19 protein-coding genes are annotated in these 23689 nt (G+C 50.4%); 7 read left to right on the top strand and 12 right to left on the bottom strand.

Translation table 11 applies throughout. The annotated features are described in order from the left end of the window. Positions 1 to 267 precede the first annotated feature (267 nt). The 5 genes from ACWHYD_RS06750 to ACWHYD_RS06730 all read right to left on the bottom strand — a co-directional run bounded on the left by ACWHYD_RS06750 (position 268) and on the right by ACWHYD_RS06730 (position 4139). Positions 268 to 558, bottom strand: coding sequence for a hypothetical protein (locus ACWHYD_RS06750; RefSeq protein ID WP_447965151.1), 291 nt, complete (start codon positions 556 to 558; stop codon positions 268 to 270). A 17-nt stretch (positions 559 to 575) separates the two neighbouring features. Further along, positions 576 to 800 carry a hypothetical protein gene (locus ACWHYD_RS06745; protein ID WP_447965150.1) on the bottom strand — a complete coding sequence of 75 codons (225 nt, stop codon included), beginning with the start codon at positions 798 to 800 and terminating at the stop codon, positions 576 to 578. Positions 801 to 879: 79 nt separating this feature from the next. Beyond that, positions 880 to 1554, bottom strand: coding sequence for an Abi-alpha family protein (locus ACWHYD_RS06740; protein WP_447965149.1), 675 nt, complete (start codon positions 1552 to 1554; stop codon positions 880 to 882). 664 nt (positions 1555 to 2218) lie between these two features. After that, positions 2219 to 3232, bottom strand: coding sequence for a hypothetical protein (locus tag ACWHYD_RS06735; protein WP_447965148.1), 1014 nt, complete (start codon positions 3230 to 3232; stop codon positions 2219 to 2221). Positions 3233 to 3737: 505 nt separating this feature from the next. Continuing rightward, positions 3738 to 4139 carry a hypothetical protein gene (locus ACWHYD_RS06730; RefSeq protein WP_447965147.1) on the bottom strand — a complete coding sequence of 134 codons (402 nt, stop codon included), beginning with the start codon at positions 4137 to 4139 and terminating at the stop codon, positions 3738 to 3740. Between the two features lie 200 nt (positions 4140 to 4339). Here ACWHYD_RS06730 and ACWHYD_RS06725 point away from each other — a divergent pair, with 200 nt between their 5' ends. From ACWHYD_RS06725 to ACWHYD_RS06710, 4 genes are all read left to right on the top strand, one after another. Next, positions 4340 to 5209, top strand: a complete 870-nt coding sequence (locus tag ACWHYD_RS06725; protein ID WP_447965146.1) for an OmpA family protein — start codon at positions 4340 to 4342, stop codon at positions 5207 to 5209. 100 nt (positions 5210 to 5309) lie between these two features. Next, a complete protein-coding gene (locus ACWHYD_RS06720; RefSeq protein ID WP_447965145.1) occupies positions 5310 to 7115 on the top strand; it encodes a marine proteobacterial sortase target protein in 1806 nt (601 codons plus the stop codon). 84 nt (positions 7116 to 7199) lie between these two features. Next, entirely contained in the window at positions 7200 to 7427 is a 228-nt protein-coding gene (locus ACWHYD_RS06715) for a hypothetical protein (RefSeq protein ID WP_447965144.1), read from the top strand. Continuing rightward, positions 7397 to 8032 carry a class GN sortase gene (locus ACWHYD_RS06710; protein ID WP_447965143.1) on the top strand — a complete coding sequence of 212 codons (636 nt, stop codon included), beginning with the start codon at positions 7397 to 7399 and terminating at the stop codon, positions 8030 to 8032. Before ACWHYD_RS06715 ends, ACWHYD_RS06710 begins: the two co-directional genes overlap by 31 nt. 148 nt (positions 8033 to 8180) lie before the next feature. On the opposite strand, the gene ACWHYD_RS06705 is transcribed toward ACWHYD_RS06710, so the two are convergent. The 5 genes from ACWHYD_RS06705 to ACWHYD_RS06685 all read right to left on the bottom strand — a co-directional run bounded on the left by ACWHYD_RS06705 (position 8181) and on the right by ACWHYD_RS06685 (position 14629). Further along, positions 8181 to 8654, bottom strand: coding sequence for a methyltransferase family protein (locus ACWHYD_RS06705; RefSeq protein ID WP_447965142.1), 474 nt, complete (start codon positions 8652 to 8654; stop codon positions 8181 to 8183). Positions 8655 to 9146: 492 nt separating this feature from the next. Then, complete coding sequence (locus ACWHYD_RS06700) at positions 9147 to 10301, bottom strand: fatty acid desaturase family protein (RefSeq protein WP_447965141.1); 1155 nt, start codon at positions 10299 to 10301, stop codon at positions 9147 to 9149. 163 nt (positions 10302 to 10464) lie between these two features. Then, complete coding sequence (locus tag ACWHYD_RS06695) at positions 10465 to 12054, bottom strand: B12-binding domain-containing radical SAM protein (protein WP_447965140.1); 1590 nt, start codon at positions 12052 to 12054, stop codon at positions 10465 to 10467. 507 nt (positions 12055 to 12561) lie between these two features. Beyond that, complete coding sequence (locus ACWHYD_RS06690) at positions 12562 to 13959, bottom strand: ATP-binding protein (RefSeq protein WP_447965139.1); 1398 nt, start codon at positions 13957 to 13959, stop codon at positions 12562 to 12564. Then, positions 13952 to 14629 (bottom strand): winged helix-turn-helix domain-containing protein, encoded by a 678-nt coding sequence (locus ACWHYD_RS06685; RefSeq protein ID WP_447965138.1) that lies wholly within the window; start codon positions 14627 to 14629, stop codon positions 13952 to 13954. Before ACWHYD_RS06685 ends, ACWHYD_RS06690 begins: the two co-directional genes overlap by 8 nt. 539 nt (positions 14630 to 15168) lie before the next feature. On the opposite strand from ACWHYD_RS06685, the gene typA reads away from it, so the two are divergent. Together typA and dapF are read left to right on the top strand one after the other, a co-directional pair. Then, positions 15169 to 17007: a translational GTPase TypA gene (gene typA, locus ACWHYD_RS06680; RefSeq protein ID WP_447965137.1), complete on the top strand. Its 1839-nt coding sequence runs from the start codon at positions 15169 to 15171 to the stop codon at positions 17005 to 17007. A gap of 446 nt (positions 17008 to 17453) precedes the next feature. After that, the gene (gene dapF / locus ACWHYD_RS06675) at positions 17454 to 18323 is read left to right on the top strand and encodes a diaminopimelate epimerase (RefSeq protein ID WP_447965136.1); all 870 of its coding nucleotides are present in this window, start codon (positions 17454 to 17456) and stop codon (positions 18321 to 18323) included. 414 nt (positions 18324 to 18737) lie between these two features. Here the strand turns inward: dapF and ACWHYD_RS06670 are convergent, their stop codons facing one another. Then, entirely contained in the window at positions 18738 to 19808 is a 1071-nt protein-coding gene (locus tag ACWHYD_RS06670; RefSeq protein ID WP_447965135.1) for a cytochrome-c peroxidase, read from the bottom strand. Between the two features lie 261 nt (positions 19809 to 20069). Between ACWHYD_RS06670 and hrpB the strand changes: the two genes are divergently transcribed. Beyond that, positions 20070 to 22592 carry an ATP-dependent helicase HrpB gene (hrpB, locus tag ACWHYD_RS06665; protein ID WP_447965134.1) on the top strand — a complete coding sequence of 841 codons (2523 nt, stop codon included), beginning with the start codon at positions 20070 to 20072 and terminating at the stop codon, positions 22590 to 22592. A gap of 137 nt (positions 22593 to 22729) precedes the next feature. Here hrpB and ACWHYD_RS06660 read toward each other — a convergent pair whose 3' ends face one another. Further along, on the bottom strand, positions 22730 to 23524 hold the full coding sequence (locus ACWHYD_RS06660; protein WP_447965133.1) for a DUF547 domain-containing protein: 795 nt from the start codon (positions 23522 to 23524) through the stop codon (positions 22730 to 22732). Positions 23525 to 23689 lie beyond the last annotated feature (165 nt).

Here is a 23689-nt window from a genome sequence, read left to right as displayed (position 1 = left end):
CATCATTGACATTCAAGTGATTAGAAACACAGGTATTTAGATACCTAACAATGTTTATACGGATCCGCATGAGAGCCGGATCTGCAAATTTCTGACCGTATAGTACGCCATTAAATTTTTTAAGGAAAACGCCATAAGCGTTGGCACTTCAAGATGAATGAGTCCGAATTGCTCGAACACCTCTTTAAGAAATTCATCGTTCTGGATTTAAGATGTCCCAGAGACTTGCTGTATGCCTTCAGATTCGCATAGCCGGAGCCAAAAGGTTCAGTGGGAAGCGGCGCAACTTTTAGGCATTCGAGTTGACGCGATCTCTAGGCCTGCAGTTTCGGCTTCAAATGTTGCCATATTTCCATCATTAAACCTTGCATACCAATACTTCAAGGTAACATTAGATACATTTGTGCCCTTTTTTAATCGTGCTCCAGAAAGCAGAGTTTGAGATATTTCTGCAGTTTCGTTTCCTACGTCTGCAGCATATGGCATGCATTTCTCGATAAGCGTAAGTAGGCGTATTAAATTTCTACTTTCCTGCTCATAATCTTCAGATTCTGTCATCAGAAAATTTGCTTGCCCTATAAGTACAGGAAGAATGATGTCCAAGTTTTTTGGCTTTTCAACCAAATACCTTCAACCAAACTAATAGCTATTGATCTCGCCTGTGTTCCGCGCTCAAAGTAACCAAGCGTCTTTTCAAGCAATTCATCTTCGTTCTTTTTCCTAGTTAATTTGTAAGTGAAAGAGAATTGTGCAAATGCCAACAGCCAACCACCCATTGCTAACGCTAGTTTCCAATCCATAATGGCTCCTAACAATGTTAGTTTTCTGAGGTCAAGTCTGCAGCTTGTCTACATTCCACATAGAACTACGGATTACCCATCATCGTCCCCGGGAAATGGCTCTCAGGAACTCACGACCAAGAACAGTTCTGTGCACTTTGCTAAAGATTGCAATTCCGCCGTACGTCATTTCGGGAGTAATAAGTCCTAGCCGTGTCAAGTTACCTAAGGATAATTCCACGCGACTCGAAGGACGGAGATTCTCCTGATTGGGTTTCTCATCAGTAACACATTCGGGCAAATGAGTTGTCCAGATTTCTGCCTCGAAGTCTGGAACAAAGGTTGCTGCGTAGATTTTTTCTAGAAGCAATGCGTCGAGTGAAGTTAGGTCCTCCAAAATGCTGACAAAAGCCCGTCGAACCTCAACATGAGAGGAAGCATCAGCGGCGTTGACTAATAAAGCCGCCCATCGATCTTGAAGTGTGTTATCTTCTTCCAGCGAACCACCTTGAATTAGTGGAATGGCTAACTGCAAGGGCACATTCCGACTAGGTTGTCGCAACCCCCTCTCAGCTAAAAAACTGTCCGCACGTTCAATCAGCCGGATTTGACGCTCCCATCGTAGATACTTGAGCTTGTCCTCAACGATACCCATTGCTTGTTCAGTCGACCCACCCACGTATTTAGATAAAAATCCACCAAGTTTCAGCACAGCCTCAATGGCCTTTCCCGCAGTCTTCGCTATCTCTTCAATCGCTTTAGATTCGTCGCTCATAACTGAAATTTTTTTGATGGGCTCGAAAGGTGAATCGGCAACCTTCTCTTTTGTGGGAAAACGTCTTTCGTCGGGGACAATCGAATTTCTGGTCTGAAGTGCCTCCTTCGGGGCAAACACATGGCTTTTAACAAGTCTCCCCTCCCAACACACAAAGCTCATTCACCGGACTGCATGCCCATAATAAAAGCCTTCTCTAAATGTTCTAAAATCAGAGGTGATAATTTAATAATCGTCGAGATAAGTCAAGGAAAGATTTGCGTTTATTCGAAAATTATTCTAGGCCGAAACCAAACGCTTACATCCATCTGGGCTCTTTTCAAGTGCGAAGACAATCGTCGGGCTGGACACAGATTCTTCGCCGGTGGCTCAGAATGACCATTCAGGTGAGAACTCCGACGCCTGCCGCCCGTGCCCCTGATCGGACGCTCTTCTGCTTGGCGGGCTTGTTCGAGCCCCGCGAGTTAGCCCGTCTCCCCCTCGCTCGCGTCCGATCAATCCGATACAGGCGGGCGGGGCGGCACTGGTTTTGGCCACTTTGGCCGAAACAAAGGTGGCTCGTCGCGCGGGGGCGAAACCCCGCATTGTAATTAGGGATGGGATGTCAGTTGTAGGTTTCTCTTTCTTGCCTGAGGCAGGTTTTGTTGGGAATTGCCGGTGCTGCTCAGTCTTGTTCAATCATAATTAAGTTATTCTTGCATTCTTTATATAGCTTTTCCGCCTCAAGTTCCGACAGTGTTACTAATGAATTAGGAAAATAGAAATCTCGCTGTAGAAGCTCTTTAATCTTGCCAGATGGAAGCAATGTATTTATATCTCCCGTTACAGAGTCAACACCACTTATAAAGTTGCTCAATTTAATGGATCTCTCCTCGGCTTGAAGTTCTTTATTGTAAAATTCCTGTATTGTTGCAGTACCCCTTCCAACCCCAATGACTCCATAGCCATTGTGATAAAGGAATATGTATGACTTATTCATCCACGGTCCGATAATGCTACGGCGGTCGCCATAAGTGGCCGCTTTCTTTCCCTTCACCATATCCAAATATGCTTTGGGGATGTAACGCATGCAGGTATTGATCCAACAATTGTAGGAATTTTGCTGAAACCACAGTTCATTTGATATTTCAAAATACCTCTTTCCAGACACCGCATAGAACCGATAGAAGTATTCTTCTATGTCGAGACCCAATCCCTTCCAGTACCTAGAAACCCTTCCCGTATCCTCTGAGGACGAATGAGAAATTACAATGACCTTTTGTTTCTTGTTGAATTCAGTACGATCGACACGAAAACCGAAGTGATCCTCAAAAGCATCCATCAATTCGTCTCGCTTGGGATAGCATTTTTGGAAATGGCCGTTCATTTCTTTGTAGCGCCAGAATGAAAAATGTTGTGCATAATCCAACGCTTGATAAATTTTCCCACGGTCAAATAGCCCATCTACCTTAAGCTCAAAGATTACTAGGTCGCCGCTACTATTGACCGCGAACAGGTCTGCTTCCTTCTGAAAACTGCGTTCATTGCCAAACACCAGGTATTCTGGAAAAAGAAGGTCTCCAATAATCTCTCTTAAATAGTTTTCGAGGTCCTTCTCGCACCCACCGAACGAATCTACTATATTCATTCCAGTTACAGGCTTGAATCCTTTTACCTCTTCTTCCCATTCAAATAACATATTTTCAGTCCTCTACCGGATGGCACACAATCAATCGTTTAGGAAAATCCGCAAAGGGATCGGATTTGCCACTTCTTTGGATGCGCTCAAAGCCTGGAAAACACTTTAGTTTCCATAAGAACCCAAGGCAGGAGATAATTTAATAATCGTTGAAATAAGTCAAGGAAAGATTTGTGTTTTTTGGAAAACCTTCGAGGCCGAAACATAACAATCAAATCCACACTGCCTCTTTTCCAGCACGAAGACAATCATCTAGCTGGGCACAGATTTTTCGCAATGGCTCAGATTGACAATTTAGTTGAGAACTCCGACGCCTGCCGCCCGTCCCATGATCGGACGCTCTTCTTCTTGACGGGCTTGTTCGAGCCCCGCGAGTTAGCCCGTCTCCCCCTCGCTCGCGTCCGATCAATCCGATACAGGCGGGCGGGGCGTCACTTGGTTTTGGGTCCTTTTGCCGAAACAAAAGGACCTCGGCTGCCGGGCCGAAACCCGGCAACACAGAAAATCACGCCGTCAACAACTTAGCGGGTATAAGGAAGTGTTGAGGTACGAGATTGCTCCGCTGGTCCGACGCCTGCCGCCCGTCCCCATGATCGGACGCTCTTCTTCTTGCCGGGCTTGTTCGAGCCCTGCGAGTTAGCCCGTCTCCCCCTTCCCCGCGTCCGAGCAATCCAATGAGCTCGGGCGGGGCGTCACTGGTTTTGCCCACTTTTGCCGAAACAAAAGTGGGTCGGCTGCCGGGACGAACCCCGGCATTACAGAAATTCGCAATAACACCCACCCTGCTGATACGGCGGAGAAATAACCCCAGAGCCTCCTCTCTCTTAATAGACGATGCGTGGATATCCCCGCATCCACTCATTCGTCCCCGCAATCCCCGCAAACCGACCACCCTCACATCACGCATAAGCCACTGTTTTACAACATCTTTTTCTTTTCATCGTCATGGCAAGCCCCTTGCGATAGCACCATTTCAACAATCGCATTCGCAACCGGAAAGGAGGTGAACAGTTACAGGGGCCAAATAGCGGATTATCAAAAGAGTTCGCGAAAAAAAACGATCGGACATACCAACGACTACTTAACGACTTCACAAAGGAGACAGACATGAACGTGAAAATTTCTCAGCCACCCGTATCACAGAAGCACACGGAGAGCCCAAACCCTGAGACCGGAGCCGGTCCAACGGATACCAAGGAAATTGTCTATCTGGCCTCCGGCTTACTCATTCTGGTCATTGGTATAGGCGGCCTCTTAATGTATTCCGAGGATGTCCCGCTGCCTGCCACGGCTTCTCAGGGAATTGATAAAGGGCAAATGGCGAGTGCGTTTACCTCCACCGAACGGCAACCCGCTTCTTACGAACCGATGGCAGTGAGCCAGGCCTCGGCTGAAGAGCCGTTGACCGAGGAGATCACCCCGATCCCCGGACCGGGTGAGAACCCGCCGATGGCAGAGACGGATGTCTATTTCGCATTTAACGGATGGACCTTATCCGACGAGGCCAAGGACAATCTTAAAATCCAGATGGAGAGCAGGCCGGAAGGATGGAGCGGCACCCTTCAGATCGTGGGACATACTGACGCTCAGGGGCCGGATGTCTATAACCGTGCGTTGGGGCTCAAGCGAGCCCAGTCCGTGAAAACCTACCTGCTGTCGCTTGGCATTCCTGAGGACGACGTCCAGGTGGACACGTTGGGGAAAGACGGAGCGATCTGCCAGGAAGAGACGCCGGAATGTTTTGAACAAAACCGGCGGGCCCATGTGGCGTTACTCCCTGCTTCAACCACAGAAGGAGAAGAACTCCAACTGTCGATGATTCCTGCGGACACGGACAGCCCGGCTGCGGAAGAAATGGTTCTGACAACTGACGAACCACAAATCGCTTCTACGGACACCGAAGTCTCCTTGCCGGAGGATATTCGGGAGGAATTTGTCTCTTCCGATCCACTCATCACGGTCGAGTCCCTTCCCTAAGACTCTCACCCCGGGTTGGCCCACCACGCTGTGGGTCAGCCCGGGCCCGCCCTGACGGACAGTTTTCACAAGGACCTCTCACGACCATAAAGGAGCAGGTATGAATTACTGGAAGCAACTTCTTCTGCCTCTGGCGTTTTGGCTCACCGGCAGTGTGGTGGATTGCCTGGGCCTTCCTCCTGTTTTTGCTCAACCTCTGGAATCTCAAGTCACGGCACCAGCTCACAAGGCCGGACCGGACCTGCAACCGGGCTTGATGATTCGCCCGATGTCCGGGGAAACAACTCTCCCCGCCCCCACCGTCTCCACCCATGTCACCACCACCATCAGCGGGCTGATCGTGCGCACCACCGTCTCGCAAACCTTTCACAATCCCAGTGCGGAATGGGCCGAGGGCATCTATGTCTTTCCGTTACCCGAACAAGCGGCCGTCGATCACCTGCGTATGCGGATCGGCGACCGGATGATTGAAGGAATCATTCAAGAACGGGCCGAAGCCAGGAAAACATTTAAACAGGCCAAGCGCAAGGGACAGCGCGCCAGTTTGCTGGAGCAGGAACGACCCAATGTGTTTACCGCATCCGTGGCAAATCTTGCACCGGGGGAACCCATCATTGTGGAGATTGAATTTCAGGATACGGTCCGGTACGACCAGGGCCGGTTTTCTCTCCGGTTTCCGATGGTGGTCGGGCCCCGCTATATCCCGGGCACTCCCCTGTCTATGGTCGAGGCACAACTGCATACAACCGGTTTGGGATGGGCCGTCAACACCGATCAGGTTCCCGATGCGTCACGGATTACGCCACCGGTCCAACATCCTGACCAAGGCCACATCAATCCCTTTACCCTTCATCTCGATCTGGCGCCCGGCTTCCTGCTTGATCGAGTGGAGTCCCAGACTCACCAGATTCATGTTGAAACCCATTCCAACGGACGCACGCACATTGAGCTGGTCGACCCTTCCACATTTGCCGATCGCGACTTCGAATTAGCCTGGACCCCGCAAGCCTCCCATGAAGCCCAAACTCAACTGTTTCTAGAGGAACACGACGGTGACACCTACGGTCTGATGTTTTTCCTTCCCCCACAACTCATCGAAGCCGGGCCGGAGGACCTTAGCCGCGAAGTTATCTTTGTCATTGACACCTCAGGCTCCATGGCAGGCGCATCCCTTGTGCAGGCCAAAGCCGCACTCACCCTAGCCGTGTCTCGTCTGACGCCTAAGGACCGCTTCAACATCATTCAATTTAATTCCATCACAAAACATTTATTTCCGCAGGCGGTGCCGGCTGACACCCGCGCTATTCAACGCGCGATTTTGTATGTGAACAGCCTTCAAGCTGAGGGCGGGACGGAAATGCTTCCGGCTGTGGTTCAAACATTGTCTCATCAAAAAGAAATACAGACATCTCTCAGACAGGTCATTTTTATCACCGACGGATTGATCGGCAATGAGGAGGAATTATTCGCGACCCTTCAACGTCTCCTCGGCCAGACCCGCTTGTTTACCGTCGGCATCGGCTCCGCTCCCAACGGACATTTCATGCGGAAGGCCGCGCGACATGGCCGCGGCACCTTTACCTACATCGGCACCACGCAGGAGGTGCAAGACAAGATGCATCGCCTGTTTGTGAAACTCGAACAACCCGCATTTCTTAATCTCGCACTGGAAAGTTCCACCGATGGGGCATGGGATTTCCTTCCTGCTCCACTGCCGGATGTTTATGCGGGCGAACCGCTCATGGCCGCGTTTCGAACGACAACCCCTCCCGCCCATCTGACCATTTCCGGGATGCACGGAACCGTTCCCTGGAAAAGGAATCTGCCTTTCACGACCGGGCTTTCCCGGTCGGGCATTGCGGTCCATTGGGCCAGGCAAAAAATATCCCAACTCATGGATCAATAGGCTTCATCACCCAAACCTGATCAATCCGAACTGCAAACGGAACTCCGACAGGCCGTCATCAACGTGGCTCTGCGGCATCATCTCGTGAGCAAGTACACAAGCCTGGTCGCCGTAGAAACGGTCCCCGCCCGAGCCGAAGATCAACCGCTGCATTCCCAGGCCATGAAGACCAATCTTCCGCATGGCATGCAATACGAGGCGATATTCGGCTGGCCACAAACAGCCACACCGTCCACGCTCTATCTGTTGTTAGGAATCTTCATGGTCGGGATGGGATGCTTATGGAAGCGACAACAAGCTGCACGGACGTAACACCGCGTGTGCGTCGAGTATTGGCAAGCCTGATGTTGGTCCTGGGAATCTGGTTGATCGGTCAGGGGCTGTGGATTCCCATGAAGGCTATTGCCGCCCAATGGCTTTTGCAACAGGCCTGGAGTAAGACTCTCAAGACACAACAGCCAGCCAAGCCCTGGCCATGGGCGGACACCTGGCCGGTGGGACGACTGATTGTTCCGCAACACGGCATCGACCAGATTATCCTGGCTGATGCCAGCGGACCATCGTTAGCCTTTGGGCCTGGGCAGCTTTCCGGGAGTGTGAAGCCTGGTGAACCTGGCAGCATCGTGGTGAGCGGACATCGCGATACTCACTTTCAGTTCCTGCAATATCTTCAAGAAAATGATCTCATTTATGTGGAATGGCCAACCGGACATCGAACGTCCTATACCGTTCAGGCACTCACCGTGGTGGATAGCCGACACAGCCGCCTTGCCAATCATGACGATGCGGAAACTTTGATCTTAACAACCTGTTATCCCTTTGATGCTCTCATACCGGGAGGACCACTCAGGTATGTGGTGAAAGCAGAAAAAATTCTAGCGATGGAGAATCGAAGTCGTGTAGAAATGAACAATTAATTCTCATGACAGAATATGATGCATAACATGAGAAACAGGTAGGTATGGCAAGCCTAACGGATGTGTTCCGGCACATGACGGGCTCTAATAACGGCGCAAAAATATGACTCACATCGCTGTTCGATGAGATCATAGCCAGCGGATGAGATCACAGCCAGCGTCTGACGCGCGCTTTATACTGCACATAGGCTTCCCCGAATTTTTGTTCAAGGTAGGCCTCTTCGCGTGCAATGACGAAGTGGTAGAGCAACAGGGCCGCAGGGATCGCGCCGAACAACACCCACCAACTATGAAGAATCATGCCGACACCGATACACATGGCACACAACGCCAGATAAATCGGATTGCGTGAGATACCAAAGAACCCGGTCGTGATGATCTTCGTAGTTGGCTTCCAAGGTTCAATGTGTATGTTCAGACGCCGGAATGACCTTGAGGTGATAACGATGAGTAAGAGTGAAATCCCGACCAATGCATACCCGGCAAAATCTAAAACCGATGACTGTGGAATCCTGAGGGGAACCACGTAGTCCAGAGCATAGGCCAGAAGCAGGACGACTAGAATAATAAGTGGCGGCGGAACCTTGACCGCTGCGCCTTTTTTGTCAGGCTCAGGGCTCATAACCACACTGAAATATAATGTGGGTAAAGGATGTTGAAGCCTTTAGATGGTCTCTTCATGGATTTGAGGATGTCTTCACTCCTGGGGGCGGGAAAGCTATCAACCGTTCCTACCTCCCTTGGTCTCCTCTTACAAAGGAGGGATAATTGAAGAAGAGGAAAAAAGTAAAAGAATAATGCCCAAACTCAGCAGAAAATTAAAACGGACCTGTAATTCCGGTAGTGGATTTTCATTCAGAATCGATGTGATTTCCTCCACATTCACGTCTTTCTATAGCACATGTGCAACCGAACGCATTTTATAGGTCTTGGACTGTGGGGATTCAACCTGTCCCGCCTTCCCCCATTCGGTCCTTCATACATCCGCCACACAAAGATTCTGTCATTCCTTCTGGTTTTGGCGGGGTTGCCCCAACACACCATCAAAATTTGTGACCCCATAATGCGTTCTTTCATCGTCCTACTCCTACTCACCCATTAGGACCTGGATCTTTCAGGAAGAGGAGCTAGCTGTTGACGGCACAGGATGAACACCCAAGCGGGGTAACTCACTCAACGCTTTCAATGTGCGAAAGTGACTTTTCAGTGCGGAAAGATAGGTGGGAAAATCATTATACGGAATGTGGAACTCTGCGGCAGTTCGTCTGAGGATTTTGCTGATCTCCGGATAATGCGTGTGACTCACTTTAGGAAATAGATGATGCTCGATCTGGTAGTTCAGGCACCCCGAAAACCATGTGAGGCATTGATTATTTCTTCCAAAATTTACTGTTGTGGCTAGCTGGAGGACTGCCCATTCGGATTCGACGTTAGGCGGATTCTCTCCTCGCGATTTCGGATATGCGGATTTTTCCATGATATGAGCCAGATTGAAGATCAAGGTCACACTGAGACCTAGCGTGAGGTGGAAAATCACCAGACCTACGACACATTTCCAGAACGGCTGAAAAAGGAAAGGCGTGACGATGAACACGGAAAAATACATCGCTTTACATGTCCAGAATTCGATTTCATCTCTGCTCGACATTGATGGATACTTCTGAAATTGATTGATCCTCATCGTGAAATAGTGGACAAAATCTTTAATGAAGATCCATTCGATCGTGGACAACGCATAGAGAAACCAGCAATACAGATGCTGATGCTTGAATTTTTTTTCCCAAGCCTGCCGAGGACTCATCCGCAGGGCCCCTCTGGTCTCCAAATCATCATCCCATTCCAGGATATTTGTATAACTATGGTGCAGAACATTGTGTTTATGGCGCCAGAAATACCGACTGACGCCTAACAAGGCGCAGGAGCTCCGTGCAAGGAACAGGTTGACGGTGGGGTTGGCCGAAAAAGAATTATGGATCGAGTCATGGAAGATGTTGAATCCGACCCCACAGGCGGCGAAGGCCGTTGACACACAAAGAAGCAGTTGAAATGCACCGTTTGAGCTGGCCAACAGCATACCAAACGAGATAAAAAACCAGATAAGGACGATTGCTGATTTCAGATACAGGCGTAGATCATCACGGCGATTCCTGCCCGCGAAATGGTCATCAACACGGGCCCGAAGAACGCGAATAAAATTGCCACGACCCTTGTCGACAATCTTGGGCGTCTCGTTCCTGGCGATCACGATGGTATGGCCTCTTGACTTCATCTTTGAGAAACCTGCTTGAATTTTTCCCGATTATTAAGGTTGGCGATCTATTGGTCTGCTGGATGGGAAGGCTAAGTGGAAAATCCCAGAGTCACGCATAACCCCGAGTAGCCATCTGAAAGACTGAGGCTGAGGTATGCGATAATGCAGTCCTGACTTGTTCTTATATAGCCGCGCTTTCTACCTTGGGGAGTGGGTTTAATGCGACAAGAGGAGGACTCGGCTCCTGATAGGAATTAAGGTACGCATGATGATCATGCATCGTGGCCCCTTCAGGAAGCATGTCAAAGAGCGAACCCAATTTTCCGCGGATTTTCCTTGCATAGAACGTTGGAAGCTCTGATGTTTCCCCTTCCAGAAATTTTCGGAACGACACATTCGTATCCATCAGTCCTCTGATCTTGGTGTGATACTTGATCCGGCCAAACCCTTCACTCGACACCGACCGGATGAAATTAAACCATTTGGGAACCCAGCCACGATTCAGCATCACCCGCTTGGCAATCATCGGCCAGGAAAACGCATGCCGGGACAGATCCACGACATGATCATAAAATTCCGGCCAGGCATAATGTTTGGGCCGCACATTCATCGCATGATTATTATCCAGAAAATGAAAAGGGAACGGGAGCACCCGACCGTCCCGTTGCAATTCCCGATTAAACGGCGCGGCCTGGCCAAATGCCGTCAATAGGGAAAATGCCGGAAAGGCCCCAGGCGCTAAATCCAGAAATTTCCTGGTGAGTTCAAACGGTTCAGGTCCCTTGTCGGAATCCAAGCCCAACACAAAATTCACCTGGACATAGGGGATATAGCGGAGAATCAGATTGATATGATCGGCCACCTGCCTAACTTTGTCCTGTCCGGTGTGGCGACCGGTCCGGGACTTATCGCCCATGTCATACCACGACTCTATACCCGGCAAAATCGCCTTGAATCCATTTTGTTTTAAGCGTTTCAGGTGCGGTTCGGCCAGGAGCGACAGGGTACTTTCTGCAATGAAGTCAATACTATTGGGTGGAATCGCCGTTTCAATGGCATTCATATATTCCTGAAACCGCACCCCGAAATTCGGGTCGTGCCAGGCCACAATCGGTCGCTTCAACTTTGTCCGAAGAAATTTGAGATCCTCACTAATCTGGTCAAACGACAAGGGCTGATAGTCGACATTGGCATCCACACAAAACCCGCAGGTATAAGGACACCCCATGCTGCCGATCATCGGGACGACTTTAAATGATGTGGGCGCCTTGGCAATGGTCGGCTCAACGAATTTCCAGCGTTCCTTCACTCCCGGCAACTCGGTTGGCTGCCGGGGCGCTGCGAGGTGCATACCAAGCGGACGATGCTGCGCACAATCAACTAGAATATCCTGAATGAGATTCTTGTCCGTAAACCCTACGACATAATCGAAATACTTGGCCGCATCCTGCGGGTAGCTCCGAGCATGAGGCCCACCCAGTACCGTCACGGCTCCTCGAGCTCGAAACATGCTACTGATGGCATAGGCGGTCAGAGCGGACCGGGTAAAGGCCCCGATAAACACAATGTCCGTCTCGTCCAGCAATTCCCGGTGAAGATCTTCACGACCGGTATAGCAGACAAAACGAACCTCATGGCCTAATTCTTCACACCACACCCCAACGACCTGCGGCATAATACTCGCCAGGTTTTGATTCATGACCCGGGCATAGAGAGAATTGGTCGGCCCCTTCGTCACAAGATCCAATATCGTCACCCGACGTGGTCGCATATAAAACCTCCATAAACACAAGGGCTTAGACAGGAACAGTCCCAGAATGGGGGAATTGATTATTCTAGATGCCTATGCCGGACATGATGATTTGAACATCACACCACAACCCACATGGGCTTTTCATAAACATACGAGTTACCAAGTCCCTTAGGCCACACCATAGACCTCAATGGAATACATGGGATTCTCAGGGGCAAATCCGGTGCGATAAACTTGCCGCCTGCAGTTTCGCCCATCCCAGTACCCCCTCACCTAACTCATGTGTTGAGAGAGGAAACTGAGGCGACCCATTCCGGGGAAATCAAGGATGAAGTGAAATGCCGTGGATTGTTCGGAATTTTCGGGGATGTAAATTTTGGTATGAGGAAGTATTCTGATCGTCAATCCGAAAATCGTGCTCACTTCGCTTTTTTATTCCCCTCCTTCGTACCGGTGCGTATAGGACAATCTGATAGGAAAAGGATCCGAACGTGTCATAGTCCTTCAATTATACACTAACGAATCTTACCGAAGCTGCTTTAAATTATTACGAATTGGTAAGGTTGAGGGTTTTTTGTACGACTGGGAAATGGGCAGAGGAAATTCCAATGTTACCCGTAATCCTGGATGATTATCGGAAAGACTGATACGGATTCCATGAAGGTCCGCAATCGCAGACACTAAACTTAAGCCGAGTCCGCTCCCGGTTGTGGTTCGGCTCATTTCCAGTCGATAAAAGCGTTGGAAAATTTTTTCTCGTTCGGATTCCGGAACGCCAGGTCCTGTATCGGTAATGACGGCCGTCATCCCGGACATTCGTTGAGAAAGGATGAGAGAGATTCTGGAACCTGACGGGGAATGCCGAATGGCATTTTCGATGAGGTTGACGAGCATTTGGGTGATCAGTCTGCTATCGCCATGGAACTGTAAGTCTGGTTGGATGGTCGCAAAGAGAATTTGATGACGCTCCTCGGCAATCGGGGCGTAGGTTTCTTCAAGGATTTCAAAGATTTCACTGAGTGAGATCTCATGAAATTTCTGCCGGTAGGCACCAGAGCCCAACTGTGCGATTCCCAAAAGGGCACTGAACGTTTCCAGGATTTCATCATTTTGTTTGAGGGCCTGATCAATAGCCTGCTCATAATCCTCCGGAGAGGTCGCCCTGTTACGCGCTCCTTCCAGTTTCTGTCGCATCCGCGACAACGGAGTCCTCAAATCATGAGCCATATCAATTGAAACCTGCCGCAATCCTCCCATCAATTTTTCAATTTGTGCCAGCATCAGATTAATTTGGCGACTTAACCGATCAAATTCGTCATGGGTTCCCTTAAGAGAGATACGACGGTCAAAGTGCCCATTAATGATGTCCCCCACAGTGAGATTGATTTCTTCCACACGTCGCAAAGTAATGGCGCTCACAATCGCTCCACAGGCAAGCCCCAATATGAGAATAGCGGCTAACAACCAGCCAAACGCTTGCCGTAAAAATTCTTTCGCCGCTTCAAGATCTCTTAAATCCTGCCCGACGGTCAATTGGGTGCCATCCGGTAACAACACCGTCTGCGCGCGAAGTTTATGTGATGCATGATCAATCGGGATTTCTTTCGGTGGCAGCTCCTGAAACCATTTTCGGACAGGAGCCCCTGACGGCAAATTCTGAACAATTGATCTTCCGGCGCTATCCCGCAACAGAAGGTAAGTCCCCGGTTCCACCAGATCGGGATTCGCCGAATTAAGAGATCCGGCCTGATACTCCTTGACGAGCATCTGAATCTGCCAGGTGATTTCTCCGTCAACACGCTCAAGTAGATACCGGACGGCTATCCAATAGGAAACGACAAATGTGGTGATCACAAAAACCGCAAACAGGCACGCGGTGAAAAGGGTTAATCGGAAACTGGCCGTCCGTAGAAGCTTACGCATCGGCACTCATACGATAACCCGTGCCGCGGACGGTATGGATCAGTTGCTGTGTAAAGCCTTTATTGATTTTCATCCTCAGACGGCTGATATGCGTGTCGACCACGCTGGTCCGGGGATCAAAATAGAAATCCCATACATGCTCGAGCAGCATGGTGCGGGTCACCACCTGACCGGCATTTCGCATGAGATATTCGAGCAGGCGGAATTCCCGAGGCTGAAGCTCAATGCACACCTCTCCCCGTTTTACGATTCGGGTGAGTAAATCCATTTCAAGATCCCCGACGCGCAACCGTGTCTCAATCATTGACATGGGCGGACGACGACGCAGAGCCTCAACTCGAGCCTTTAATTCCGAAAAGGCGAAGGGTTTAGTGAGATAATCATCACCACCACATTGGAGTCCTTCGACTCGGTGATCAATCCCACCCAAGGCACTGAGAAAGAGTACTGGGGTTTTCACATTCGTAGTTCGCAGTCCTTTGACCAGGCTGATCCCGTCAAGACTGGGTAGCATCCGATCAACAATTAAGACTTCATACACCTCATTGATGGCCTTCTTAAACCCTTCCTTCCCATCCGTAGCAATATCGACCACGTACCCTTCCTCGATTAGACCACTGGCAATATAGGACGCCGTTTCCTGATCATCTTCCAGCACGAGGATCTTCATTACCCTACGCAAGCCTTTATATTTGGGATGGGGATAACCTCAGCATAACACGGTAAAGGGCCCTGTCTCAGCTAAAATATCCCGGTCCAACACCTGGAGCGAACGGGAAAACCTCCTCCACCCTATCATTAGACCATTTTGCGTTTATCGGTTTTACCCGACGTCAGTCCATGGCCTTGAAACTCTAAAGCCACCTAATTTGCCCGGGTTCATCGCCTTCGTTTAAATCGGAGCCTAAGTAGGTTCCGGTGAATCTCACCTTCAAGAATTTCCTTAGGAAAGGGGAAAAAATGGCCGTCAAACGTTGAGGGGGCTTTTTGAAATTTAAGGAAAGTCAAGGAAAACCAGTTGCATTAGAACTGATCTTCCTGTACGGTTTTGCAAGAATCGACCGTCTTGCAGGATCCAAGCCATTCTCCGGCTGTTCTGGCCGGTGCCCTAGCCTAAATCTCCTCAGACCGGCCTCGATACGCAACCTCAGCATAGAACAATGTCGTTCATGCTTCGTCTGGTTGTGCCCAACAAAGGAACCGACTCTCATGCTGAATCAAAAACGCCGAAAAGACCTTCGCAATGTCGCCATCATCGCTCACGTCGATCATGGCAAAACAACGTTAGTGGATGCCCTGCTCAGGCAAACCGGCGCGCATGTATTTAAAGAAGGCGAAGCGGTCATTATGGATTCAAATCCATTAGAAAAAGAACGTGGGATTACGATCTTTTCGAAAAATGCTTCCCTCCTCTTTAAAGATACCCGCATCAATCTCGTTGATACCCCCGGCCATGCTGACTTTGGTAGCGAGGTCGAGCGAATTCTGCGAATGGTGGACGGCGTGCTCCTGCTCGTGGACGCCTTTGATGGCCCGATGCCCCAAACCAAATTCGTCCTGAAAAAATCCTTGGAACTGCATCTCAAACCCATCGTGGTGATCAACAAAATCGATCGTCCCAGTGCAAGGCCCGAAGAAATCGTAAATCAGACCTTTGATTTATTTTGTGAACTCAACGCGACCGACGAACAATTAGATTTCCCCATTGTGTACGCATCCGGAAAAGAAGGAAAGTCCACCCTGGATTTAAATGATCCTGCCGTCGACATGAAGCCTTTATTGGACACCATCATCCATCGGGTCTTGCCGCCAGTGGCTGATCCTGAGCAACCGTTTCAAATGCTGGTGACCATGTTGGAATATGATTCCTATATCGGACGTGTGGCTGTGGGACGGATTGTCCATGGCATGATTGAAGTCGGCAATCAGATCGTCGCCGTGAAACGGGATGGCACCATTTCTCGGGGTAAGGTCACCAAGCTTCTGGCCTATCAGGGTCTGACCCGGGTCGAAACCGGTTCCGCTCAAGCCGGAGACATTATTTCCCTTGCCGGGCATCAGGACGTTCGGGTGGGAGAAACCTTAGCCTCTCCTCAAAACCCGACTGCCTTACCGACCGTCAACGTGGATGAACCGACGATTTCCATGAACTTCTCCCATAACACCAGCCCCTTGGCCGGGAAGGACGGGGGGCGCTTTCTCACGTCACGACACATTCGAGAGCGCCTGGCTCACGAAGCCATGATGAATGTCGGTATTAAAGTGGAGGAGGCCGACGGTGGCGAGCGATTTACCGTCTCGGGACGAGGCGAACTCCATTTGTCCATTTTAATCGAAACCATGCGTCGGGAAGGGTTTGAATTAGAGGTATCCCCGCCCAAAGTCATTTACAAGGAGGTGGACGGCGAAACCCTGGAACCCGTTGAACTCGTGGTCATTGAGGTAGACCCCGGTTATCAGGGTGCGGTTATCGAAGCGCTCGGCAGCCGGAAAGCCGAAATGAAAGACCTACGAATCAGCGCGGTCGGCACCGTTCGCATGGAATTCCACATTGCCTCGCGTGCCCTTTTAGGATTTCGCGGTGAATTATTGAGGATGACCAGAGGAAGCGGTGTCATGTCACAAATTTTCTATGAATACCAGCCGTTTAAAGGAGAGATTCCTCATCGTTCCACCGGCGTGCTCATTGCTCATGGTCCTGGACAGGCCGTGGCCTATGGTCTCTGGGGTCTTCAAGACCGTGGAGAAATATTCCTCCATCCTGGAGTCGATATTTACGAGGGCATGCTGGTGGGGGTCAACAACAAAGGCAACGACCTGGTCGTGAATGCCCTTCGCGAGAAAAAACTCACCAATATTCGGGCGTCTGGAACCGATGAAGCCATTCACCTTATCCCGCCACGGGAAATGACCTTAGAATTCGCGTTGGAATTCATCGAAGATGATGAACTGGTCGAAGTGACTCCCAAAAATGTGCGCCTCCGTAAGCGCTACCTCACCGACAACGAACGCCGGTCGGCTCGTAACATGTCCAAGAAGGCTCAATGAGCTCCACCTTCTTCTCGTGATTGATCTGATATTTTGGCCTCGCTTTCACTAACCCGTGGCAGCGAGGCCCATGGCCCTTCCCTCCCATTCAACCCATAAGGCTTTCGAGCAAATGGACTGTTCGATGTGCTCGGAAAAGCATTGAACCGATCTGAGGTGGGACACCGCCCCATTGTGATCTTTTTCCACCATACTTCTAATAAATGGCTTGCGCGAACTCCTGGTTGCATCCTCTCCATCATCAAGATAGACCGGCTCCTGTTCTTATCAGGCAAATGGTTGGCTAATTCGCTATAAGATTTTGCCTTCTTCGACGTTTTCTCCCCTTAAGTGCTTTCCTCTTTCAACATTTTTACGTATAATTCAGGCCCTACCGTCCAGCCGGGAAAAAGCCTTGTAGGCAGGGCCGATCACCCGATAGCAGTCCATTCCATTGTGGAGCAGGCATGAACAACACTTTTTTCAAAGGACATGGCTTGGGGAATGACTATATTGCCCTCGACCCGGCCAAAATGTCTTTTAAACTCACACCGCGGACCATCCGGGCTCTTTGTGATCGGCATTGGGGAGTAGGAAGTGACGGCATTCTGGCGCTCGGCCCTTCCAAAAAAGCCGACTTTGGTCTGCGCATTTACAACCCTGACGGCAGTGAGGCGGAAAAGTCCGGTAATGGACTGCGGATTTTCGGTTGCTATCTGTACCACACCAAGCAAACGAGGAAAAAACACTTTACCGTCGAAACCAAGGGCGGCCTGGTTGAGATTCATCTGGACCTCAACGGTCATGGGTTCGTGAATGGGGCCACCGTTGACATGGGACGAGCATCGTTTCAACCCATCTCCCTCCCCTGCACCTTACGGGTGCCTGAGTTGATTCAGCAGCCGGTCAAGGCTGCAGGGCAATCTCTTCGGTTTACAGGCGTCAGCGTCGGAAATCCGCATTGCGTGGTGTATAAGAAACAGGAAGAACAATGGACCCGCCAGGACCTTCTTGAGATCGGCCCTGAACTGGAAAATCATATTATTTTCCCGAAACGAACCAATGTCCAACTTGCCATACCCACCGGGCCGCGAGCCATTTCTATCTTGATTTGGGAACGGGGTGCCGGGGAAACACAAGCCTCCGGATCATCGGCCTGTGCGGCAGCCTCTGCAGGAGTCCGATTGGGCTTAGTCAAAAGCCCCGTAAGGGTGAAAGCCCAGGGGGGTACTCTAGATATTACCGTTGATTCTCAATACAACATTACGATGAAAGGCCCTGTGACCGAAGTGGCCAGAGGGGAAATTAGTCAATCCTTTATAGATGGCCTGCGTTAAACAACGTGTTAGCTCCTCCCCACCCACTAGACCTTCTCTGAGTTTCCCTCACTCGTTGAATGATCTCTCAAGCCCTCGCGGATAAGTGAGGACATTCCGTTTGAACGGCCAGAATCACTCTCCCTTCCAGCAGGACATGGTGTTCCCCGAATTTTCCTCTCGAATATTTTCAAACCATCTTCTTCTGTTTTTTTTCTAGAATATTTCGGAGGAGAGGTCGGCGGGCATAGGCGTCAGACCGTCACCAAACGATTACCCAGGTCTTTGGCCCCGTGACAATTCAGACAATAGGTCTCCTCGCTCCCCAATGTCTGTGGGATTATCTGCCAACACCTTTCCCACAGGCAGCATGGTACACACGATCACGATACCAGCTTAGAAACGAGTATCCACCGATTTTCCTTTTAATCCGCTTTACTCTGGTAACGTTGGAAACTCAAATGGAATCGGTTCGCCGGTCAATGCCTTCATGAAAGCAATAAGGTCGGTTTTCTCCTGCGGTGTCAATCCCAGGGGTTTCATCAACGGACTCAACTGAGGATTCGCCTTCCCACCTTCATCGAAAAAGTCGACAACTTCCTCTAATGTTTTAAAAGCGCCGTCATGCATATACGGGGCGGATTCAGTAATGCTTCGAAGCGTTGGAGTTTTGAATGCGCCTTTATCGCGTTCTCGAAGAGTCACATAATACCGGCCCAAATCTTCTTTCATCGGTCCGACTTGTGGCACGCCGAGGTTGTGAAACTGATTATCCGTAAAATTAGAACCGTTATGACACAGAATGCACCGGCCTTTTCCTTTAAACACGTCCATCCCACGTTTGGCGTCTTCGCCCATCGCTTTTGGATCACCTAAAACAAATTTATCAAAAGTCGAATCGGTGGAAATGATGGTGCGTTCATAGGCGGCTATCGCTTCCGCGATTCCCTGCAAACTGACACCGGTTCCAAATACTTTCTGGAACTCTTCCTCATAGCCTTTTATTTTCGCAATTTTAGGAACGACACTTTCATGGGTCTCGGCCATCTCAACGGGATTATGAATAGGACCAATGGCCTGTTCTTCCAGAGAGCCGGCTCGACCGTCCCAAAATTGGAAGGGATTAAATGCGGTATTGTAGACAGTCGGCGATTGCCGGCCTCCCCGCAGTCCTCCAACTCCCGCCGAAGTTTGATTGGGATCGGCAAATCCCGTGACAGGGTTATGACAGAAAGCACAGGAGATCGCATTGTTTTTGGATAACCGTCCATCAAAATACAGTTGTTTGCCCAAGGAAATTTTTGCGGCATAATTCAGATTTGTCGGTGGTGTTGGGACCACCGTCGGAAGGGGGCCAATATCCGGAACCACATGACCATCCACTGTGAGCATTCCCTTTGAGGAATCAAATCCAGGCTCACTCCCCATCGCGAGTGAGGCAATCATGAACAGTCCCATCATCCCGCAAACACCTGCGAAAATTTTCCCCTTCCTACCTGTCCTCATTGGTTCATTTCCTCCTGATTTAATTGGTCACATTCACAGCAATTTGTTCAGTCAATAGCATCCCGGACATCTGACACCTGAGAGCAATTTTTTTCAATAATTCAGTGTACCTCGAATGTTCGCAATATGGTAAGACCATGCATCTAAATGTGAATGAGATGCTCCCCCTTGGTCTTTTCAGGTAAGTTCCTTGTCAACATGAGAGCGTTGCGACTTATTCAGAAACCATGGGTCCATATTCCCACCTTCGCATAATCCTCCATGAAGCGCCCATCCTATCCTATTGATGCCGTCGTTCCCCAATTACGACAGACGCTGAACCAACAGCCCATCGTCCTTCTCACCGCACAGCCGGGCGCCGGAAAAACGACACAGATCCCGCTGGCTCTTCTCCAGGAACCGTGGCTGACTCCCAAAACCATCATCATGCTGGAACCCCGACGGTTGGCTGCGCGCGCAGCAGCACGCCGCATGTCTGATCTCCTGGGTGAAGCCGTTGGCACCACTGTCGGGTACCGAACCCGGTTGGATACCAAAATTAGCCCGAATACCAAACTGGAAGTGGTGACCGAAGGCATTCTCACAAGAATACTTCAACACGATCCATCATTAGAGAGCTATGGCCTGGTCATCTTTGATGAATTCCATGAACGCAGTCTGCAAGCCGATCTGGGTCTGGCCCTATGTCTGGAATCCCGGAAGGTCTTTCGAGAAGACCTTCGACTCTTGATCATGTCCGCCACACTGGACATTGCAGCCATTTCGCAACAATTAAAACAGGCTCCGGTGGTCACCTGCGAGGGAACCATGTTTCCCGTTGAAACCCGCTACGTCGGAAAACCGGATGTCAAAAATTTTGCCATTCAAGTGGCACAGACCATTCATCGCCTGCTGAAGACCGAACCGGGCAACCTTTTGGTCTTTCTTCCGGGAGCCGGAGAAATCCGACGAATAGAGCGAATCTTGGCGGACCTTCCGCTTGGCTCACACATCCTTATCGCTCCGCTCTATGGTGATTTGTCCGCCCAAGCCCAGGACCAGGCCATTCTTCCGCCGCCTCCCGGATGGCGCAAAGTGGTATTAGCCACCAACATTGCCGAATCCAGTCTGACCATTGAAGGCATTCGCATTGTCATCGATACCGGACTCATGCGCATCCCACGGTTTGATTCACGCAGCGGTATGAGCCGGCTGACAACCCTCACGGTCTCACAACAATCTGCCGAACAGCGTCGCGGGCGGGCAGGACGTCTGGAACCCGGTCTGTGTATGCGGCTCTGGTCTGAGGCTGAACAGCGTACCTTCACCCCGCGCACCGCACCGGAAATTCTGGATGCAGACCTGACCTCTCTTGCGTTGGAATTGGCACAATGGGGCATTCAGGATCCACAGGAATTGCTCTGGCTGGATTCTCCTCCTTCGGGGGCCATGGCTCAGGCACGACAACTTCTTCACTCCCTTGGCGCATTCGATGCCCAAGGCCACATTACCGATCATGGCCGGTCTATGGCCGAGCTCCCCATGCACCCGCGGCTTGCGCATATGGTCCTGAAGGGGAAGGAGCTGGACTCAGGAGCCTTGGCCTGTGATCTCGCCGCATCCTTAAGTGAACGGGACCTGTTCAAGGGATCCACGGCACGAGAGCATGCCGATCTTCGCGCCAGGTTTGATGTGCTTTATGGTAGCGCCCATGCCCAGAGGGATACCGGATTCTTTGATAGGGGAACCCTCCAACGTATTCGCCAAGTCTCTCAGGCATGGCAACGAACACTTCACATCACGACTCCCCGGCATGTCCCCAAGCAGCAGATTGATCAGATGGGTGTACTCCTGGCGCTGGCCTACCCCGACCGTATTGCGCAACGACAATCCGATGAGGCCAGACGATACCGCCTAGCCAATGGACGAAGCGCGCGATTCCATCACCCCGATCCATTGGAGCATGAAGAATGGCTCGTTATCGCAGACCTTAATGGAGCGCCAGCGACGGCACTCATCTATATGGCTGTCCCGATTTCACGTGAAGATCTGATTACTCATTGCGGGGATCTCATACAGTCAACGGATTCTGTAATGTGGGATGGATCAACGCAAACGGTCAGGTCCATCCGGCAACGACGATTGGGAGAACTCATTCTGGAGGAAAGCCGCCTTCCCGATCCCGATCCTGATTTGGTGTTGACCGTCCTTCTTGAAGGCCTTCGAAACACGGGCCTCCCCTGTTTGCCCTGGACCCCCACCCTCAGAAACTGGCAGGCGCGCGTCCAATTTCTGCGACGCGTCACGGAACCGGGATCTACCTGGCCGGACGTCTCGGATGACACACTTCTTCACACATTGGACCAGTGGCTTGGCCCCTATCTCACCAATCTCTCAAGTCTCAATCAGCTGAAACGGATCGATCTGGCCTGGCCGCTTCAAGCACTCCTCTCCCCAGAACAACGGCAAACACTCGACACCCTGGCGCCCACCCATCTCACCGTGCCGACAGGATCCCACATTCCCTTGGATTATCTGTCAGGTGAGATTCCCGTTCTGGCTGTCCGACTCCAGGAAATATTTGGACAATGCGACACGCCCCGCCTGGTCAACGGCAAAGTCCCCGTTCTCATTCATCTCCTCTCTCCGGCCAGACGCCCCGTTCAGGTCACCCAGGACCTCACGAGTTTTTGGGCCACCGGTTATCAAGCGGTTAAAAAGGAATTGAAGGGCCGCTACCCCAAACACTTCTGGCCCGATGACCCTCTCCAAGCCCCGCCTACTCGCGGCATCAAAAAGCGATAAACAGGTGATGAATAATTACCGGCCACATGGTTCCCATGAGGCTTTACATTTGAATGAGACCTTTCATGCAACCATCGAACCGAGGTCCATGGTTATATCCCCCCACAAGGGATTGGCTTCAGGCCTACCTTCCAAGCTTATTTGAATGCATTGAGATTCCAATTGTAGTCCAAGTATCTCAATCTGAATGTTTCGTTTTTTAAATACGCAGAAACCCGTTCAGGGACATACATGGCTAAAAACGGACGCACGCCTCCCTTGGACTCAAAATCCTCAGCAAACCATTTAAAGATGGAGGAGAGATACAGGCGATGATTGGATTCCTCCACCTGCAACCCTTTGTTCGGATTCGCTAAAAATGCCTTCATCTGGTCATCCAGTTGCTCATGCAATCGCTCTGACGTATAGGCTTCCGGCCGTATGTCAGGGCAACTCAAGGAGGCGCAAACGATCGCCACATGGATCCGGGGTTCCCCCATTTTGCGTAATATGTCATGTTCAATTTCATTGAGTGTTCGTGCCTTCCCGCGAACCGTTCCCACGTTGAGTTTCCAAACCGAAGAAAATAATCCTCCGGCATCTTTGATGCTTTTGAGTGGATAATGATCCAACACCATTTTGACGGCCATGATGTTGTAGGCGTTGATCCAAAAAGCCAACTTCTCTTCCTGTGTGCTGAAGCCCTCCACTGGTGCCTTCTCCAGATCGGCAATGACTCTTCTGTATAGCGGATCATGACCAAGTGCCTGGTAATTCACGGCATACAGCGTTATCCCTTCGATAGTCTTGGAGGCCACATACTTTTTGAGTAAGGCATCCCAATTTAAAAATTCATTCGCCTGGACAGTCTGTCCAAATCCCAAAAATCCACTTATTAAAAACACGCTTACCAAATACCGTGTCATTCGTATGCCCAGAACAAGGTGCTTCATGCATGCCTCCGTAGGTGAAAACTTTCTACTCCTGAGGTCCCGAACCGCCATTTGGAATAGAGTCATATGAGTTCAGCGTTCATTACAACCCTGACCAAACCACATCAACGCTTCGAATATCTTCCTTGGTACCTTCCAGGGGATTGTCCTGCCTCTCTTGCTTTT

It is taken from the genome of Nitrospira sp. Ecomares 2.1 (assembly GCF_965152585.1).
Note: the sequence above shows the minus strand (reverse complement) of the source record. Positions and strands in the feature narration are given on the sequence as shown.

Excerpts from the sequence above, each read along its gene's own strand:
- ACWHYD_RS06730 (WP_447965147.1), bottom strand. The coding sequence starts at position 4,139 with ATGCGTGATGTGAGGGTGGTCGGTTTGCGGGGATTGCGGGGACGAATG.
- ACWHYD_RS06720 (WP_447965145.1), top strand. The coding sequence starts at position 5,310 with ATGAATTACTGGAAGCAACTTCTTCTGCCTCTGGCGTTTTGGCTCACC.
- ACWHYD_RS06660 (WP_447965133.1), bottom strand. The coding sequence starts at position 23,524 with ATGAAGCACCTTGTTCTGGGCATACGAATGACACGGTATTTGGTAAGC.
- ACWHYD_RS06735 (WP_447965148.1), bottom strand. The coding sequence starts at position 3,232 with ATGTTATTTGAATGGGAAGAAGAGGTAAAAGGATTCAAGCCTGTAACT.
- typA (WP_447965137.1), top strand. The coding sequence starts at position 15,169 with ATGCTGAATCAAAAACGCCGAAAAGACCTTCGCAATGTCGCCATCATC.
- ACWHYD_RS06700 (WP_447965141.1), bottom strand. The coding sequence starts at position 10,301 with ATGAAGTCAAGAGGCCATACCATCGTGATCGCCAGGAACGAGACGCCC.
- ACWHYD_RS06690 (WP_447965139.1), bottom strand. The coding sequence starts at position 13,959 with ATGCGTAAGCTTCTACGGACGGCCAGTTTCCGATTAACCCTTTTCACC.
- ACWHYD_RS06710 (WP_447965143.1), top strand. The coding sequence starts at position 7,397 with ATGGAAGCGACAACAAGCTGCACGGACGTAACACCGCGTGTGCGTCGA.
- ACWHYD_RS06750 (WP_447965151.1), bottom strand. The coding sequence starts at position 558 with ATGACAGAATCTGAAGATTATGAGCAGGAAAGTAGAAATTTAATACGC.
- hrpB (WP_447965134.1), top strand. The coding sequence starts at position 20,070 with ATGAAGCGCCCATCCTATCCTATTGATGCCGTCGTTCCCCAATTACGA.
- ACWHYD_RS06740 (WP_447965149.1), bottom strand. The coding sequence starts at position 1,554 with ATGAGCGACGAATCTAAAGCGATTGAAGAGATAGCGAAGACTGCGGGA.
- ACWHYD_RS06685 (WP_447965138.1), bottom strand. The coding sequence starts at position 14,629 with ATGAAGATCCTCGTGCTGGAAGATGATCAGGAAACGGCGTCCTATATT.
- ACWHYD_RS06670 (WP_447965135.1), bottom strand. The coding sequence starts at position 19,808 with ATGAGGACAGGTAGGAAGGGGAAAATTTTCGCAGGTGTTTGCGGGATG.
- ACWHYD_RS06695 (WP_447965140.1), bottom strand. The coding sequence starts at position 12,054 with ATGCGACCACGTCGGGTGACGATATTGGATCTTGTGACGAAGGGGCCG.
- ACWHYD_RS06745 (WP_447965150.1), bottom strand. The coding sequence starts at position 800 with ATGGATTGGAAACTAGCGTTAGCAATGGGTGGTTGGCTGTTGGCATTT.
- ACWHYD_RS06725 (WP_447965146.1), top strand. The coding sequence starts at position 4,340 with ATGAACGTGAAAATTTCTCAGCCACCCGTATCACAGAAGCACACGGAG.
- ACWHYD_RS06705 (WP_447965142.1), bottom strand. The coding sequence starts at position 8,654 with ATGAGCCCTGAGCCTGACAAAAAAGGCGCAGCGGTCAAGGTTCCGCCG.
- dapF (WP_447965136.1), top strand. The coding sequence starts at position 17,454 with ATGAACAACACTTTTTTCAAAGGACATGGCTTGGGGAATGACTATATT.